The 17,086-nt window shown below is 52.1% G+C and carries 19 protein-coding genes; all 19 read left to right on the plus strand.

The annotated features are described in order from the left end of the window. The first annotated feature begins 46 nt into the window (after positions 1-46). The 19 genes from TPH_RS03700 to TPH_RS03790 all read left to right on the plus strand — a co-directional run bounded on the left by TPH_RS03700 (position 47) and on the right by TPH_RS03790 (position 17,079). Positions 47-1,381 (plus strand): type II/IV secretion system ATPase subunit, encoded by a 1,335-nt coding sequence (locus tag TPH_RS03700; protein WP_236608819.1) that lies wholly within the window; start codon positions 47-49, stop codon positions 1,379-1,381. Then, positions 1,378-2,307 (plus strand): type II secretion system F family protein, encoded by a 930-nt coding sequence (locus TPH_RS03705; RefSeq protein ID WP_012281365.1) that lies wholly within the window; start codon positions 1,378-1,380, stop codon positions 2,305-2,307. Before TPH_RS03700 ends, TPH_RS03705 begins: the two co-directional genes overlap by 4 nt. Before the next feature lie 6 nt (positions 2,308-2,313). Continuing rightward, positions 2,314-3,186 carry a hypothetical protein gene (locus tag TPH_RS03710; RefSeq protein ID WP_012281364.1) on the plus strand — a complete coding sequence of 291 codons (873 nt, stop codon included), beginning with the start codon at positions 2,314-2,316 and terminating at the stop codon, positions 3,184-3,186. Between the two features lie 112 nt (positions 3,187-3,298). Continuing rightward, positions 3,299-3,694, plus strand: coding sequence for a DUF4320 family protein (locus tag TPH_RS03715; protein ID WP_012281362.1), 396 nt, complete (start codon positions 3,299-3,301; stop codon positions 3,692-3,694). Next, the gene (locus tag TPH_RS03720; RefSeq protein ID WP_012281361.1) at positions 3,691-4,242 is read left to right on the plus strand and encodes a hypothetical protein; all 552 of its coding nucleotides are present in this window, start codon (positions 3,691-3,693) and stop codon (positions 4,240-4,242) included. Before TPH_RS03715 ends, TPH_RS03720 begins: the two co-directional genes overlap by 4 nt. Before the next feature lie 92 nt (positions 4,243-4,334). After that, positions 4,335-4,889 (plus strand): DUF6550 family protein, encoded by a 555-nt coding sequence (locus TPH_RS03725; protein WP_012281360.1) that lies wholly within the window; start codon positions 4,335-4,337, stop codon positions 4,887-4,889. A 75-nt stretch (positions 4,890-4,964) separates the two neighbouring features. Next, on the plus strand, positions 4,965-6,653 hold the full coding sequence (locus tag TPH_RS03730; protein WP_012281359.1) for a hypothetical protein: 1,689 nt from the start codon (positions 4,965-4,967) through the stop codon (positions 6,651-6,653). A gap of 139 nt (positions 6,654-6,792) precedes the next feature. After that, entirely contained in the window at positions 6,793-8,058 is a 1,266-nt protein-coding gene (locus TPH_RS03735) for a tyrosine-type recombinase/integrase (protein WP_012281358.1), read from the plus strand. Further along, positions 8,042-9,022: a tyrosine-type recombinase/integrase gene (locus TPH_RS03740; RefSeq protein ID WP_012281357.1), complete on the plus strand. Its 981-nt coding sequence runs from the start codon at positions 8,042-8,044 to the stop codon at positions 9,020-9,022. The genes TPH_RS03735 and TPH_RS03740 overlap by 17 nt, the downstream gene beginning before the upstream one ends. Beyond that, positions 9,012-10,061, plus strand: coding sequence for a tyrosine-type recombinase/integrase (locus TPH_RS03745; protein ID WP_012281356.1), 1,050 nt, complete (start codon positions 9,012-9,014; stop codon positions 10,059-10,061). Before TPH_RS03740 ends, TPH_RS03745 begins: the two co-directional genes overlap by 11 nt. A gap of 229 nt (positions 10,062-10,290) precedes the next feature. Continuing rightward, complete coding sequence (locus TPH_RS03750; RefSeq protein ID WP_012281355.1) at positions 10,291-10,632, plus strand: DUF3852 domain-containing protein; 342 nt, start codon at positions 10,291-10,293, stop codon at positions 10,630-10,632. A 74-nt stretch (positions 10,633-10,706) separates the two neighbouring features. Beyond that, positions 10,707-11,564 (plus strand): conjugal transfer protein TrbL family protein, encoded by an 858-nt coding sequence (locus TPH_RS03755; RefSeq protein WP_015049869.1) that lies wholly within the window; start codon positions 10,707-10,709, stop codon positions 11,562-11,564. Next, entirely contained in the window at positions 11,561-12,130 is a 570-nt protein-coding gene (locus TPH_RS03760) for a DUF7768 domain-containing protein (RefSeq protein ID WP_012281353.1), read from the plus strand. The genes TPH_RS03755 and TPH_RS03760 overlap by 4 nt, the downstream gene beginning before the upstream one ends. Before the next feature lie 13 nt (positions 12,131-12,143). Next, the gene (locus tag TPH_RS03765) at positions 12,144-12,446 is read left to right on the plus strand and encodes a hypothetical protein (protein WP_012281352.1); all 303 of its coding nucleotides are present in this window, start codon (positions 12,144-12,146) and stop codon (positions 12,444-12,446) included. Then, complete coding sequence (locus tag TPH_RS03770; RefSeq protein ID WP_012281351.1) at positions 12,443-13,033, plus strand: hypothetical protein; 591 nt, start codon at positions 12,443-12,445, stop codon at positions 13,031-13,033. The genes TPH_RS03765 and TPH_RS03770 overlap by 4 nt, the downstream gene beginning before the upstream one ends. A gap of 109 nt (positions 13,034-13,142) precedes the next feature. Next, positions 13,143-13,334 carry a hypothetical protein gene (locus tag TPH_RS03775; RefSeq protein WP_015049870.1) on the plus strand — a complete coding sequence of 64 codons (192 nt, stop codon included), beginning with the start codon at positions 13,143-13,145 and terminating at the stop codon, positions 13,332-13,334. Next, on the plus strand, positions 13,318-13,953 hold the full coding sequence (locus TPH_RS03780) for a Fic/DOC family protein (protein WP_012281349.1): 636 nt from the start codon (positions 13,318-13,320) through the stop codon (positions 13,951-13,953). The genes TPH_RS03775 and TPH_RS03780 overlap by 17 nt, the downstream gene beginning before the upstream one ends. Before the next feature lie 179 nt (positions 13,954-14,132). Further along, entirely contained in the window at positions 14,133-15,965 is a 1,833-nt protein-coding gene (locus TPH_RS03785; RefSeq protein ID WP_012281348.1) for a VirB4 family type IV secretion system protein, read from the plus strand. A gap of 73 nt (positions 15,966-16,038) precedes the next feature. After that, positions 16,039-17,079, plus strand: a complete 1,041-nt coding sequence (locus tag TPH_RS03790; protein WP_201764527.1) for an amidoligase family protein — start codon at positions 16,039-16,041, stop codon at positions 17,077-17,079. The last annotated feature ends 7 nt before the right edge of the window (positions 17,080-17,086 follow it).

Below are 17,086 nucleotides of genomic sequence, written 5' to 3' on the forward strand. Positions count from 1 at the left end.
AGCGCCGCAAATTGTCCGGCCCGTGAACTTGGCCGGCAGCCGCAATTTGTTCTTTGCGCCCGACGACAGCTCCAGGGATTTTGGAAGTGTTTTGCGCGAGGTGCAGGAGTACATCTCTTCGAAGTATTCCACCCTCATTATTGACGGCGGCGGGGACGAAGTCAAAACCAATGTCAAGCGGTACATCGCCAAATACATCCAGGATGGGCGCATCGCCGTAAGCGGCATGACCGAGGAGCAGCTTGTGGACGCCCTCTATACCGAGATGGCCGAGTTTTCCTTCCTCACCAAATACATCTTCGGCACGGGCATCGAGGAAATCGACATCAACGCCTGGAACGACATCGAGGTCCAGTACGGCAACGGCTCCACGGTCAAATTGGACGAACACTTTGAGTCCCCCGAACACGCCGTCAACGTGATCCGGAGAATGCTCCACGTGTCGGGCATGGTGCTGGACAACGCTAGCCCCGCCATCTTGGGGCATCTTTCCAAGAACATTCGCATCGCCGTGCTGAAAACGCCCCTGGTGGACGAGGACGTGGGTGTTTGCGCTTCCATCCGGATTGTCAATCCGCAAAGTCTCAAAAAAGAGGATTTTATCAACGGCGGCACAGCGACGGCCGAGATGCTGGACTTCCTCGCAGAGTGCCTGCGCTATGGCATTTCGGTGTGCGTGGCCGGCGCTACTTCCTCTGGAAAGACCACCGTGGCAGGCTGGCTTTTGACCACCATACCGGACAGCAAGCGCATCTTTACCATAGAAAACGGCTCCCGCGAGCTGGCGCTGGTACGGAAAAGAGACGGCAAGATAGTAAACAGCGTCATCCATACCCTGACCCGCAGCAGCGAAAACGAGAAGCAGAACATCGACCAGGACATGCTGCTGGACATGGCGCTGCGCTTTAATCCCGAAGTCATCTGCGTGGGCGAGATGCGCTCGTCGGAAGCCTACGCCGCCCAGGAGGCGGCCAGAACCGGCCACACCGTGCTGACCACCATCCACTCCAACAGCTGCGAAGCCACCTGGCGCAGGATGGTCACCCTCTGCAAGCGCAAATACGACATGGCGGACGACACCCTCATGTCCCTTGTCACCGAGGCGTTTCCCATCGTGGTGTTTACCAAGCAGCTTGAGGATAAAAAGCGCCGGATGATGGAGATCATGGAATGCGAAATCCTGCCCGACGGACAGCGGAACTTCCGTACCCTGTTCCAGTTCCAGATTGCGGAAAACCGCGTGGAGGACGGCAAATTCATCATTAAGGGACAGCACCGGCAGGTTATGGGCATTTCCACAAGCCTGCAAAAGCGCTTCCTGGAAAACGGCATGCCCCAGGAGGTGCTGGCGCAAATCACGAAAGGAGGTCTGGCCGGATGATCACGCTTCAACTCATGGCCTGCGTCGGCCTGATTGCTGGCGCCTTTATTCTGCTTGGGCTGTCGCCCGCCGAATTCACCGGCGGCCTGTTCGCCTTTCTAACCAGGCGCTCCAGGGGTATCCGGGATGAGATCAATGAGGCCGTTAAGCGTAAAAAACCGTCCTTCCTGCGCCGGGAAATCCTGGAGGCCCAGGATATCCTCGCCCTCACCGGACGAAGCGGCCGCTTCCCGCTGATCTGTGCGTCTTCGCTTTTGTTGTTCGCCGCCGGCGCAAGTATCGCCATCCTTCTGCAAAACGTGTTCCTCATCCCCGTCCTGGCGCTGGGCCTGATGTTTTTACCCTTCTGGTATGTCAGGCTGACGGCGGCCCACTACAGGAAAAACATCGCGGCGGAGCTGGAAACGGCTTTGAGCATCATCACCACGGCCTATCTGCGCAATGAGGACATCCTGACGGCGGTGGAGGAAAACATTCACTACCTGAACCCGCCGGTGCGCGGCGTGTTCGCCCAATTCCTCACTCAAATCAAGCTCATCAACCCCGATGTGAACGCGGCGCTCAAAGCAATGAAGCCCCGGATCGAAAACGAGGTGTTCCACGAATGGTGCGACGCCATCGCCGCCTGCCAGTACGACCGGAGCCTCAAGACCACCCTGACGCCCATCGTCGGCAAGCTGTCGGACATGCGGATTGTCAACGCCGAGCTGGAATACCTGGTGTTTGAACCGCGCAAGGAATTCATCATCATGGTGATCCTGGTGATGGGCAACGTCCCCGTGATGTATTTCCTCAATAAAGGCTGGTATGACACGCTGATGCACACCGCCGTGGGGCAGCTCGTCCTGGCGGTCTGTGCGGCGGCCGTTTTCATCAGCGCGGCCATCGTCATCCGGCTGACCAAGCCCATTGAGTACAGGAGGTAGCGAAATATGCCGACATTACTGTTTTTATTCGCAGCCCTGCTCGCGGCGGGGCTGTTTTTGATCCTGGCCGACGCGCTGAAGCTGCCCACCCTCGGCGCGGCCAGGGCCATGCTCAGCACCGGCAGGCGGGACAAAAAGGCCGCAAAAACCATGGAAACGTGGCTCATGTCCCTTGCGGTCAGGCTCTCGAAACACATCCCCATGGATGAGTACAAAAAGAACCGCATGAATAACATTCTCAAGGCGGCGGGCATCGGCGTAACGCCGGAGGTCTACGCCGCATACGCCATGGTCAAGGCGGGGATGATCCTTCTTAGCGCCATTCCCTGCCTGCTCCTGCTTCCGCCGCTCTCGCCGGCGCTGGTGTTCCTGGCGGTGCTGGTCTACTTCAAGGAAACCCGAAAAGCGGACGAGCAGCTGCGGGAAAAGCGGGAGCGGATCGAAAGGGAACTGCCGAGGTTTGTGGCCACCGTCGAACAGACGCTGAAAAGCAGCCGCGACGTGCTGGCGATGATGGAGAACTACAAGAAAAACGCAGGGGAGGCCTTCGCCCGCGAGCTGGACATTGTGACGGCGGACATGCGCTCCTCCTCCTACGAGGCGGCCCTCACCCGGTTCGAGGCAAGGCTCAATTCCCCCATGCTCTCGGACGTAGTCAGGGGACTGATCGGCGTCCTGCGGGGGGACGACAGCGCCGTCTATTTCCAAATGCTGGCCCATGACTTCAAGGCCCTGGAGCTGCAGCGGCTCAAGGGCCAGGCGCAGAAGATACCGTCCAAAATCCGGGTGTTCTCTTTCATCATGCTGATGTGCTTTCTGTTCACCTATCTGGCGGTCATCGCCTATGAGATCGTAAAGTCTCTGAACGCCATGTTCTGAAGGTGGGCTTTAAATCTATACCAGGAAAGGAGAACGCAATGAAAAGGATTGAGAAAATAAAGGAGCTGTTTCGGGAAAAACTCGAACCCGGACAGGAGCAGGGGGTGCGGATGTGTTAACAAAGCTGCGCGATAGCCGCGGGGAAGGATACATCGATGTGGCTGTGCTGGTGCTCTGCACCATGCTGGTCGTTGCCCTGGCCGTCAAGGTGCTTCCTGTCTACATTGCCAAAAGCCAGCTGGACACCTTTGCCGCGGAGCTGTGCCGGGAGGCGGAGATCGCAGGCCGGGTGGGCAGTGAAACCAGCCTGCGGGAGCAGGTGCTGCGGGAAAAAACAGGACTTGATCCCGTCGTCACCTGGTCAAAGACAGGCAAAATCCAGCTCAACCAGGAATTCACGGTGACCGTTACCCTGCGGAGAGATATCGGCCTCTTTGGCGGTTTCGGCTCCTTTCCCATTACGCTGACGGCAAAAGCCACGGGGAAAAGCGAGGTGTACTGGAAGTGAAAATAAGGGAAATATATGGTATAATAAGGAATAAAAAGGGATCGTCATTCCCCCTGATTGTCGCCGTGGCCCTGGTTCTGGCGATGATTTTGTGCGGCGTATCCGAATACATGCGGCTGATGATGATTGCGCAGGGTGTTCGGGACGCGGTGCAGTCCGCTGTTGTTTCGACAGTGAACGACAACTATGACGACATCTATCACGGCGTGCGGGAGGGCTACGCCGGGGGCTACCAGCTAGTGGGCGCCTCCTGGGAGGACAGCGTCGACTACGGCGATATTTACGCGTATCTTGACAAAACTCTGGGCCTGCAAAAAAGCGGCGGGTACCATGTGAAGTATGCGGGCGAGAGTGTGGAATACAAGCTCTCCGGCCTGTCGGTGGACATCCGGAACGCGCCGCTGGCTCCCTCCGATCCCGCCGGCGTGCAGGGCTTCCTGGCCGACGCGGCGATCCGGCTGGAGGTTCCGGTATCCTTCGGAGGCAAGATACTGCCGCCCATGGGGATCAATCTCCGGGTGCGGGCAAAATATATGTCTGTATTTTGACTTTTTCGCAAATACGATAGACTTCCCGAAACTTCTGTGGTAGGGTGTGGACTATAAAGAGCTATCGAAAAACCGACAAGGAGGCAATTCTTATGAGGAATATACAGGACAAGACAAAGAAACGTCTGACCATCGCCGGGCTTGGCATTGTATGCGTGGCGCTGGTTATAGCGATATCCTCTCAATTTAAAACGGAAACGCCGCCGGACGGCGGGAACGCTCCGGCGTCCATCGCCACGGTCGAGGTCAACCCAAGCGCGGATATAGGCGGCAAGGCGGGAGAAAAAGAAGTGGTCGTCCCGGCCAGCGAGCCGACTGCGGCGCCAGCCGATAACACGGCGCCTCAGACCGACCAGCCGGTGCAAAACCTGCAGCCGGAAGTCACCAAACCGCCGGAGCCGACGGAAAGCCAGAAGACCGACCCGACCCGAAAACCGAGCGGGGAAAAGGTTGACAATGTGCAAGCTACGGACCACAACAATGTGCAGAAACCGGATGCCACGCAAACCGGTGAACCAAAGGGCGGCGAGAGAAAAGACGGCAAGGTTTATCTCCCCGGCTTCGGCTGGGTAACTGAAACAGGCGGCTCAGGCACAAAAGTAGACGGTGACGGTGATATCAACAAACAGGTTGGAACGATGGATTAGCCCCCGACAATAGAATAAAACATTCCAGGGAACGCGGCAGAAATGCCGCGTTTTTTGATGTTCAAGGAGGTCTCTATGAAACGTACACTCAGCATTTTTATTGTGCTGGTCCTGCTGCTGACCGCCCTGCTTCCCCTAACCGCCTATGCCGAGGGCGAAGGAAACATAGACAATGGAAGCGGCAGCATGGGCAGCGGCACCAGCGAAAACTTCTGGAATCCCGGCGACGAGGGAGTGCGGATCACGGTGGTCAGAGCCAGTGATCACGCGGTGGTTACCATTCCCGTTGATTTTACCAACAAGCATCCCGACAACATACAGGCGCACTTCGGAAAGGTGAGCAAAATATCCTACACAAATGGTTTTTCCCTGACGCCCAGCATGCAGCAGTATACCTATGTCAATCCGGCGCAAGCGGTTCCGAGAATTATCAGCTCCGGCAGCGGTAATGCCAACATTGATGATATAAAAAGATATTTCTGTTCGGAATATACACTGATGCGGATTGCCGATGTTACCGGTTTCAATTACGACACCCTTATCAACGGTGACTACAAAATACTGTTAGAGCCAGTTGCATATATGACCTTTCAAGGCGTAAGGATTGCTGTGACTGCAACAGAAGCTGCCCTTTATGACGAGCAGCTCGGCGGCGGTTTAAGAAGCAAAATGGCTTCTCTTTCACACCAAAATCTACCACTTGCCATGTTTCTGGAAACGCCTGATCTTGGCTATCCTGCGTGGTCGGGAAGCACCACATCAAAAGCTTCCAATGCGGATATAAAGTCCTCCCTTGGCCTTGGCATCATACGGTTCAGCGAGGCGGAGCCTCCCCAGGTGAGCGGTTATGACTACACCTACCGTGTCAACACACAGGTCATCACCTCGGTTACGGTCAGCGGAGGCCAGGCCGATCCCGACCATCCTGTGACGGCGCGCTTTACCATCGGCGGCCAAACCTACACGGTGAATAATATATATTATCCCGAAGGCGACAGCCAGCTTGTGTGGGTGCGCTGGACGACACCCTCCACGCCGCAGACCATGACCATCCATGTGTCCGTCACAGGCAGGGGCAGGGCGAGCCAGGGTACCATCACCGCCAATATTGTGGACCTGTCGGGACATGAGCCGCCAAACCCCGTCGCCAACGACCGCAACGACTCCTATACCCAACCGGCCGTTCCGAACAACCCGCAGAAAACCTCCGCCACATGGGGCGTCTGGCGTCCCTGGTGGCACGCGTATTGGGTGTGGCACTCCACCGACGAGGATTCGGGGTACTGGTGTGATCACGGCTGGTGGGAGTTCGACTGGAACACTTACACCGCAAGCCTTTCGGCCTCCATGAGCGTCGTTCCGGATGCAAAAAATCCTACTGCTTCGGGCAAAACCATGAAAAGCGGGTATGGGATCAACCAGACCGTCACTGCAAATGTCAGCACCAACCAATCCTCGGCGGTGACGGCCGCGCAGACCGCCGTCACCTATTTCCCCGAATTCCGGTATCAGTCCTACTGGCGCCTGCTGGAGAGGACCGGTGGCGGCCTCGGCACCCAGTTTGAGTTTGCCAGGAACAGATATTCAACCTATAACCGGCGCACCCACTTCACGCCCATCTGGATGCCGGACGGAAGCTATACCCCCTACACCTACCTGATGGACTGCTGGACGCCCCAGGGGATGCTCAGCATGAACCTCGCCGACTCGGTGACCATCAGCGGGAACCTCTGGAGCGACTGGCATATCGCTAAACTTAGATAAATGTTTATCCGAGTAGAATAACGATAAATGGCTAAACAGAGCCAGTATCATATAGTTCTACTCGGATAAGATTATACAAATCCAAGAGTGGCAACAATTAACTTATTGAAAAAGTTAAAATGGAAAATGGAGGATTTGTATGCATGCCAAAACAATGCTCGTAAAAGAAAGCTATCTTAATGAGGAACTGGAATCATTCTTAAATCACCTCCTCGGGTTGGGATATAGCGAAAATACCGTTCAAAACTATAGATGGATCGTAAACCAATTTGAACGGTTTCTGCTTGAAAATCATTACAGGAATTATTCAAATGAAATTGCGGATCAGTTCTTATCAACTGTGTCAGAATCAAGGAGATATACTGAAAATACAGTTAGAACGCTAAAGGGGATGTTGTATCGCTTTGATGCTTTTATGAGCGGCAGAGATTTAGCTTTGCGAAGTCCGCGTGTAGTTAGGAAATGTCCTATACAATTTGAGGGAGTATTCGCAGAATACTTGGAAGACTTGAGATTGCGCAGTTATCGGGAAAGAACAGTTGAAGATCATCGACTTAATATTTTGAAAGTGTTAAAGGAATTTGATGCGAGCGGAGTAAAAAACATTGCCCATATCGTACCTGCGAACATATACAATATATTTAATGGAATTCATCGCAAAAACAGCTTTTATTCAACATTACGGCAATTTCTCCGTTTTCTTTTTAAGAATAGAGTTCTCCATGACGATTATTCTGTTCTTGTCCCTTCAGTCAGGTACTCCAGCCCTGTACCATCAATTTATACGAAATCCGAAATTACGCAGCTATTGAAAGCTATTGACACAAGCACTAAAACGGGCAAACGCAATTACGCTATCGTTATGTTGGCATTGCGACTTGGGTTACGAACTGGAGACATTGTAAACCTGAAAATTTCGGATGTAAATTTTACGAACAAAGAAATCTGCTTTATCCAAGAAAAAACGCAGCTGCCTCAGCGTTTAGTACTTTTGCCTGAAATCGAGAAATCACTATTATCATACCTTTCAACTGCAAGACCTGACTGTGATTCGCCTAATATTTTCTTGTCGCTCCTCGCTCCTTATAGACCCTTAACTCCAAGTTTAATATGGGCGCACATACACACCCACATTGAAAGTGCGGGAATTATCATAGGTGAGCGTAAAAGCGGTGCCCATTCATTGCGGATGACGCTGGCAAGCGAATTAGTTGCTGAAAAAGTACCATATGATGTGGTCAGAAAAATACTTGGACACGATGATCCTGTTTCTATCAAGCACTATGTGAAATTTGATATTGAGTCTTTGCGTTCATGTGCGATTGAAATCCCTCCGGCAACAGGGAAACATGCCGCATATATGGAAACGCGGTTAGGAGGAAAATCCAATGATATATATATTTAAGAGCGCGTTTTCCTCCGAGATGGTCCAACATTTAACGTTGCTTCATAGTGCAGGGAAGTATATCTTTCAAATCCAGAGTTCCTTGACTGATTTGGATAAATACTTGGTGACGAATGGGTTCACAAGCAAGGTTTTGGACGCAAACACCATATCCGCATGGCTAAAAACACGGGATGTCAGCATGAAAACTAAAATCAAGAATCTGTCCCATGTCAAAGGCTTTGTCAAATATCTTGCTTCATTAAAAATCGAAGCAAGCTGCCCTGAGTTGCCAAAAATGCAGCAGGAATACGTCCCGTATGTGTTTTCTGATGCAGAGATTAAACGTATAGTATCGGCCGCTGATAACTTTGAGGCACGGAACTCATTGACGCGCTCGGTGTTGGTATTTCCGGTTCTTCTTCGCATACTATACGGCTGCGGACTGCGTTTGGGAGAGGGACGCTCATTGTGCTGGACAGATGCTGACCTCGAAAACGGTGTTCTTACAATCAGAGAAGCCAAAAACTTAAAGCAAAGATTTGTTCCTATGGACGATTCCCTGACTAATTTTCTGAAAGATTACAAAAAGATGACGCATAGCGACGGTATTTGCCGCGAATATCTTTTTGAAAGCGACCTTCATCCGGGTAAGCCCTTTAAAAATAATACATTTTACGAATGGTTCACAAGGGTGCTTAAAGTCGCAGACGTTAATTACGCAAAGCTAAATAACCGAAAACGCGGGCCTTGTCCTCATTGTTTAAGGCACTGTTTTACACTAAAGTCATTCTTGAAATCAGATAACGAGGGAAGGCGGTTCGAGGATACTGCCCCATTTTTAGCGGCCTATCTTGGACATGACAGCGCAAAAGAAACCGAAGCGTATTTGCGTTCCAACCATACGGTTTATGAGCAGTCACACCAAAGGGTAAACGCTGCAATAGGAAATTTGTTCCCGGAGGTGAGCTTTGATGAAAACTAATACGCTTCTAACGGTACTAACCGATTATTTCATGTCGTATTTACCGGATGTTAAAGGGTACAGTCAAAATACAATCACTTCATATCAGTATGCCTTTCAACTGTTATATGATTTTTTGCTTGAGGAAAAAGGACTGCCTCCCGAAAAAATAACATTTAAGAGCCTTTCCTCTGAAATAATTTCAAAATATTTGACATGGCTTGAAGTCAACCGCGGCTGTTCTCCCGCAACGCGCAATCTAAGGCGTACAGCTATTTCATCGTTCTCTAAATTCGCACTGAAGAAAAACTTAGGCGAAGCGCTGCAATTCCATTCAAGCGTCGCCGAAATACCGCCGAAAAACACGCATAAGAACACGGACATAAAATATTTTACCAAAGAAGAAATTGCCATTATTCTAAATATGCCGGATACTGGACGCGCTATTGGAAAAAGGGACGTAATGCTACTTAGTTTGCTTTATGCTAGCGGTGCGCGCGCGCAAGAATTATGCGATTTGACGCTTAATGATATTTACTTGGGGAAGGAAACAAATATCCGGCTTGTCGGTAAAGGTAACAAGGCGCGTTTGGTAACAATACCACAAAACTGCGCCGTAATGCTGAAAAACTACCTTGAAAGCAGAAATTTAGATTCTTCCAGCCCTAAAGACAGATTAAAGCATATTTTTTCAAGTCAAACCAACGAAAAAATGTCTATCTCTTGTGTTGAGGAGATTGTTAAAAAATATGTCATCAAATCAAAGAAGGCGTATCCTCAACTTTTTAAGAGGAAGACATATACTCCACATTCTTTTAGACATTCCATCGCAGTCCATATGCTTGAATGTGGGGAATCGCTCGTAGTCATTAAGGCTTTTTTAGGTCACACATCAATTATGACTACGACAATCTACGCCAATGTTACGCCAGAACTGGCGAACAAATATTTAAGGGAAAGGGGGCAGGCTTTGAATGACTTAGAGTTGCAGAATCAGTATGCCGACCACCCAACGGTCGGTATGCTGCCATTTTTAAGCAAACAGCATAGAGGTAGATAGTTAATTATTATCCGAGTAAAATTTTATGACAGCAGCTTTTATTCAGCCGTTTGTCATCGTTTTACTCGGATAAACATTTATCTCAGTTTAGCAAGGTTATCCGAGTTCTCGGATAACATTGCGCCGGTCAAGCCTTAAAAATACCATCAGAAAAAGAATGGACCGCAGGGCAAAAACAGCTTTGCGGTTTTTTCTTTTTCAGCAATAAAGGATGAAAGGTGGAAAAACCATGAAAAAAACCAAGAAGCTTCTGCTTGTCTTTTGCCTTATCCTTGTCCTGACAGGCATATTCTGCGTGACCGCCTATGCCGATCCCACCGGCGATGTGGCAGGGGCGATTGAAGGGACGTGGAAAGACGCGTCCGCGCAGATCAAAACCGTGGTCAACAAGGTGGTGTTCCCCGCCATCGACCTGATCCTGGCCGTGTTTTTCTTCGCCAAACTGGGGATGGCGTACTTCGACTACCGCAAACACGGGCAGTTTGAATGGGCGGCGCCGGCGATCCTGTTCGCAACCCTTGTGTTTATGTTAACGGCCCCCTTATACATCTGGAGCATCCTTGGCATGTGACAACTGTAAAATGATGCGCGGGAGCCTGTGTAAAAGCAGGCTCTCCGCTTTTCGGGAAAGGAGTGACACGCCCAATGTTTATATGGGATTTTGCCGCCGACCTTGTGCTGGGACAGATCATGGACTGGATATATGCGCAGATTGTTGGATTTCTCGGTGAGTTTTTCTCCATGATGGGCAACATGGGCGCCGAGTTGTTTGAGATGAGCTGGGTGCAGGCTGTCGTGCTGTTCTTCTCTTATCTCGCGTGGGCGCTTTATGTGACGGGGCTGGTGGTCTCCGCCTTCGAGTGCGCCATTGAATACCAGTCCGGACGCGGCAGCGTCAAAGACGCAGCTCTTAACGCCTTTAAGGGATTTATGGCGGTCGGACTGTTTACCGTTGTCCCGGTGGAGTTATACAAGCTGGCGATAACTCTGCAGGGCAGCTTTACATCGGGCATCACCGGTCTTGCCAACGGCGGGATCAGCGCCATGACGCTTGCCGCCCTCGCCAATGTCGGCGGCTTCGGATTCAACCCCATCATGGGGCTATTCTGCGTCATCCTCATGGGCTACGCGGTGATCAAGGTGTTCTTTGCCAATCTGAAACGCGGCGGCATTCTGCTGATCCAGATCGCCGTGGGGAGCCTGTACATGTTCAGCGTTCCCCGCGGCTACATTGACGGCTTCATAAGCTGGTGCAAGCAGGTGGTGGGCTTGTGCCTCACCGCGTTTTTGCAGTCCACCATTCTCATCGCGGGGCTCATGGTGTTCAACAGCAGCATGCTTTTAGGCCTCGGCCTGATGCTGGCGGCCTCGGAGGTGCCAAGGATCGCGGGGCAATTCGGGCTGGACACCTCCACCAGGGGCAATCTGATGAGCACCGTGTACGCCGCCCAAACAGCGTTCAACATGACAAGGACGGTGGTAAGGGCGGTGGCGGCGAAATGACGGATAAGAAGCTGGTCTATATTGCCTCGCCCTATGCCGGAGATATCGAATACAACACCCGGATGGCAATAAAATACTGCCGCTACGCCGCGGAACACGGCGTTATCCCTCTGGCTCCCCATTTGCTGATGCCGAGATTTCTCTGCGAAGCGAATCCGGAAGAACGGGAGCTGGGGATCAAAATGGGGCTGCAGCTCCTTGCCTTATGCTCCGAACTGTGGGTCTTCGGCGGCCGGATATCCGAGGGCATGCGGCGTGAGATCGCGGAGGCCGAAAGGCTCGGCGTCCCGATTAAACACATCGGCGAAATTGAAATGACGGGAGTGAAGGATATGAAAAAATACGGAATATGGGCGAAAAGAAGCGCGGCCTCCGTCTGCGGCGCGGCGGAAGCCTGGCTCAAGTCGGACGGAAAGCCCATGACTTTTGACACTTATGAGGAAGCGGCGGGCAAGGCCGAAGCGCTTATGAAGAATATCGGGACGGTCAACGTTTCCTATTATCCCAGGCCAATGGAACAGGAGCCGGAGGACGCGCCCGCTCCCAGCATGAGTATGAAATTATAAGGAGGGCTGAAAAGTGTATATTTACCCCGACAATTTGAAATCCAAGGCGGTGCTGTGGCTGTGGCAGCTCCGGGACATCGGCGTGATCGGTATCGGTTGCCTTATCTCTGTTTTCGCACTGGCGCAGCTTGGTTTTTTGCTTCCCATCGTGGCGACGGCTCTCTACGCCTTTTTGACCATTCGATTTGACGACACCAGCATCCTTGACTTTATCCGCTATGCCTGCGCCTTTTTCCTGACCGGGCAGCAGTTCTACGAATGGCGGCTGCAATCCGGCGACCATTGGGAACCGGACGGAAAGCGGGTGGGCAAATGAGCAGAAAAGAAAAAAAAGAGCAGAAGCAAAGGCAGGCCACGCGGCAGCTCATCAACACCAGAGCCATCACCGACTACAGCCTGCAGACCTACGGCCACGGCGAGCTGGTATATTTTATCATCAAGCCCAGCAACATTTCCGTATTGTCCGAAGCCAGCGTCTCGGCGCGGATCTACGCCTTGATGACCGTGCTGAAAGGCATGGCGGAGATTGAGATGTGCTGCCTGAATTCCCGTGAGAACTTTGAGGACAACAAGCGGTTCCTGAAAAGCCGCGCGGAACAGGAGGACAATCCGGCCGTCCGCAAGCTGCTGGAAGCGGACCTGACCTTCCTCGACCGCATCCAGGTGCAGATGGCGACCGCGAGGGAATTTCTCATCATCATCCGGCTGCGCGATGAAAAAGAGAGCGAGGTGTTCCCCTACTTAAACCGCATTGAGAAAACCCTGCGGGAGCAGGGCTTCTCTGTCAAGCGGGCCGGCAAAGAGGATATCAAGCGGCTGCTGGCGGTCTATTTCGAGCAAAACGTGACCACCGAGCGGTTTGAAGATTTTGACGGAGAGCGGTGGATCATTTTCGGAGACTGATGAACAAAAAACATGCATAAACCGCAGTGCAGCAAGGTCCAGGATATCCCGGTGTTGTTTGAATTAATAGTGAAAATATTGTATAATATAAAGGTAAGGTGGTGTTCATATGAGAGATCTGGAAAAACTGATAGATGAGGTAAACGGCTCAATGTCAATGGAAGGCATGCCGCTTACGAAGGATGATAAAGATAGAATCAGACGGTGTGCCGGGAATGATAAACTGGTTGAAAAAACCATAGCTGAGCTCGTTAAAAAGCACACGGCTGCCAGGAGCTATAGCCATGAGCAGCAACTATGAATACAGTTATGAGTGGGATCAAAGATATTGCTACCCTCATTCCAATGTTCTTATCAACAAGCTGGGCATCAGGGATGCTGAAAAGCTCCAGATAGCCGAAAGAGAAATAACTTCCTTGAGAATTGCCAATGCCAAAGTAAATGTTATAAAAGGCAATTTTGATCTGCTCCATTTACGACAGATTCACAAGTATATATTTGGCGATATCTACGAATGGGCGGGCGAAATCAGATGGGTGAACATCGCAAAAGGAAATATGTTTTGCAACTATGAGTTCATCGAACAAAACGCCGATCAGCTCTTCGCTAAGCTGAAAAAAGAAAATTACTTGAAAGATGCCTCCGCAGATGAAATTCCCATCCGTCTTGCGTATTATCTTGGTGAAATCAATGTCCTTCATCCATTCAGAGAAGGAAACGGCAGGGCGCAGAGGCTCTTTATCGAGTATTTGGCCGAAAATGCAGGCTATAGCGTAGACTTTTCCGAGGTGACCGACAAGCAAATGATTGAAGCAAGCGTGGCATCCTTCTCATGCGATTATACCAAAATGAATGAATTGTTCATCAAGATAACCAAGCCTCTGACAGAGAACAGCATCACTCAAATTTTCATGGGATAAAGACTAAAAAATATAGGGTCATTATTGCATAGAGAGCATTAGCTTTACCGGCTGATGCTCTTTTATATTATCATCATATATAAGCCGTTTGCTTTGTTGTGGAAATAGAGCAAGCGGCTTTTTTTCTGTTCAAATCCGGAAAAAATTAAATTTTCCGCTCATTAAGGAGATGATACCATATGCCCAAAAAAGTCCGTTCTCCCGCCGCAGCGCGGCAGGATGACATACGCGTGCAGGAATTCCTTGACATGATCGCGCCGTCGGTCGTCAAATTCTATACCGACCACTTCATTTGCGGCAATACCTACCGCTGCGTGTGGGCGCTTCGGGAGTATCCGACCGCCACGGAGGAACAGGCCATCCTCCGGCACCTGGGCGAGAAGGATGGCGTCACCCTGCGCATCTATACCCGCCATGTCACACCGGTGGAGGAAAGAAAAATCATATCAAACGCCGCCAATAAAAACCGCATGAAGCGAAGCAGCACCAACGACCTGCAGCAGACCGTCGCCGCCGAGAGCAACCTGCAGGACGTGGCCAATATCGTGGCTTCCATGCACCGGAACAAGGAGCCGCTGCTCCACGCCGCCGTATATATCGAACTGTCCGCCCACGACCCCGACCAGCTCAAGCTGCTGCAGACCGAGGTGCTGACAGAGCTCATACGGAACAAGCTCAATGTGGACCGGCTCCTGCTCCGCCAGAAGCAGGGATTTATTTGCGCAATGCCTTCCGGCTGGAACGTGTTCGGCGACCAGTTTGAGCGTGTGCTGCCTGCGTCGTCAGTGGCCAACCTCTATCCCTTCAACTACAGCGGCAAAACCGACGAGCGCGGGTTTTACCTCGGCAGGGACAAATTCGGCAGCAACATCCTTGTGGATTTCAACAAGCGGGCCGATGACAAGACCAACGCCAACATCCTGATCCTGGGCAATTCCGGCCAGGGCAAAAGCTATCTATTGAAACTTATCCTCACCAATCTGCGGGAGTCCGGCATGCATGTGCTGGCTTTAGACCCTGAGATGGAATACGAGGAACTGACGGTAAACCTCGGCGGCTGCTTCATAGACCTCATGTCCGGCGAATACATCATCAATGTGCTGGAGCCGAAAACATGGGATATATCCGGCGACCCCGGGGACACCGGTGCACCCCAGGCGTTCCGGCAGACATCCAAACTCAGCCAGCACATCAGCTTTCTCAAAGACTTTTTCCGCTGCTACAAGGACTTTGACGACCGGCAGATCGACACCATTGAGATCATGCTGGGCAAGCTCTACGACAAATGGGGCATCACCGACCGGAGCAATTTCGACCGGCTGAAGCCCGCGGATTACCCCATCCTGTCCGACCTGTACGAGCTGGTGGAGGCCGAGTACAAAGCCTTCGACGAGAGCCGCCGCCAGCTCTACACCGCCGACACGCTGCGGGAAATCTGCCTTGGACTCCACTCCCTGTGCAAGGGCGCGGAGTCCAATTTTTTCAACGGGCACACCAATATCACTGGCGGCAGCTTCGTGACCTTCGGCGTCAAGGGGCTGCTGCAGGCGTCGAAGAACATCCGCAACGCCCTGCTGTTCAACGTGCTGTCCTTTATGAGCAACGAGCTGCTGACTGCCGGAAACACGGCCGCCTCCATCGACGAGCTGTATTTATTCCTCACAAACCTGACGGCGATAGAGTACATCCGGAATTTCATGAAGCGTGTGAGAAAGAAGGACAGCGCCGTCATTCTCGCCTCGCAGAATCTTGAGGACTTCGACATCGAAGGCATCCGCGAATACACCAAGCCCCTGTTCTCCATACCTACGCACCAGTTCCTGTTCAACGCGGGCAACATCGACGCCAAATTCTATATCGAAAACCTTCAATTGGAGCAGAGCGAGTACAACCTGATCCGCTATCCGCAGCGCGGCGTGTGCCTCTACAAATGCGGCAACGAGCGGTACAACCTCATGGTGACCGCGCCGGAACACAAGGCAAGGCTCTTTGGAAAGGCGGGCGGCAGATGATGAGAAATATAGAGATCAAAAAAAGCATGGGCGGGATGCGAATGCCGTAGCGAGGGGGTGAAGGATTTTGGAGATGAAAGAACAGCGCTTCGGCATCGAAATCGAATTGACAGGACTGTCCCGCCTGCGCGCCGCCCAGGTCCTGGCGGAATACTTCGGCACGCCGGTTTCCAATGACGGGGGCTATTATGGCATCTATTCCGTCCTGGACGGCCAAAGCCGCCGGTGGAAGGTCATGAGCGACGGCAGCATCACTACAGAGAAAAAAGAAGGGCGGCGGATTGTTCCTGCCGACAGCACCTACAGCGTGGAACTGGTCAGCCCCATCTGCAGGTATGAGGATATCGAAACCATACAGGAAATCGTCCGCCAGCTCCGCACAGCCGGAGCCATCGCCAACGCAAGCTGCGGCATCCATGTCCACGTGGACGCCTCGCCCCACAACGCCAACACCCTGCGCAACATCACCAACATCATGGCCAGCAAGGAGGACTTGATCTACAAGGCGCTGCAGGTGAGCGTGGCACGGGAACGCCGCTACTGCAAAAAGGTGGAGCAGAGCTTTTTGGAGGAACTCAACCGCAAGAAGCCGAAAACCCTGGAGCAGGTCAGCCGGATCTGGTACAACGGTAACGACGGTAGGCATGAGCATTACCACAACAGCCGCTACCACTGTTTGAACCTCCACAGCGTGTTCCAGAAGGGCACGATTGAATTCAGGCTGTTCAACGGCACCACCCATGCCGGAAAGATCAAGGCATACATCCAGATCTGCCTTGCCATCAGCCATCAGGCACTGACACAGAGGTGCGCCAGCCGCATCAAAACCCAAAGCACCAATGAAAAATATACCTTCCGCACCTGGCTTCTGCGGCTAGGCCTTATCGGCGACGAATTCAAGACCGCCCGGCTTCATCTCCTGGAACATCTGGACGGCTGCATCGCGTGGAAAGACCCCGCCCAGGCGGAACGGCAAAAACAAAGGCTAAGGCAGAAAAAAGAAAAGGAACTGGCGCGGGCCGCCGGGGCCGTACAGGCGTCACAGGAACAAGATCAAACAGACATGGAACAGGCCGGGACTGAAGAAGGACCCGGCCTTTCCATGTCCATGTAGCAAGGAG

The sequence above is a fragment of the Thermacetogenium phaeum DSM 12270 genome (assembly GCF_000305935.1).
GTDB classification, from domain to species: Bacteria; Bacillota; DSM-12270; order Thermacetogeniales; family Thermacetogeniaceae; genus Thermacetogenium; species Thermacetogenium phaeum.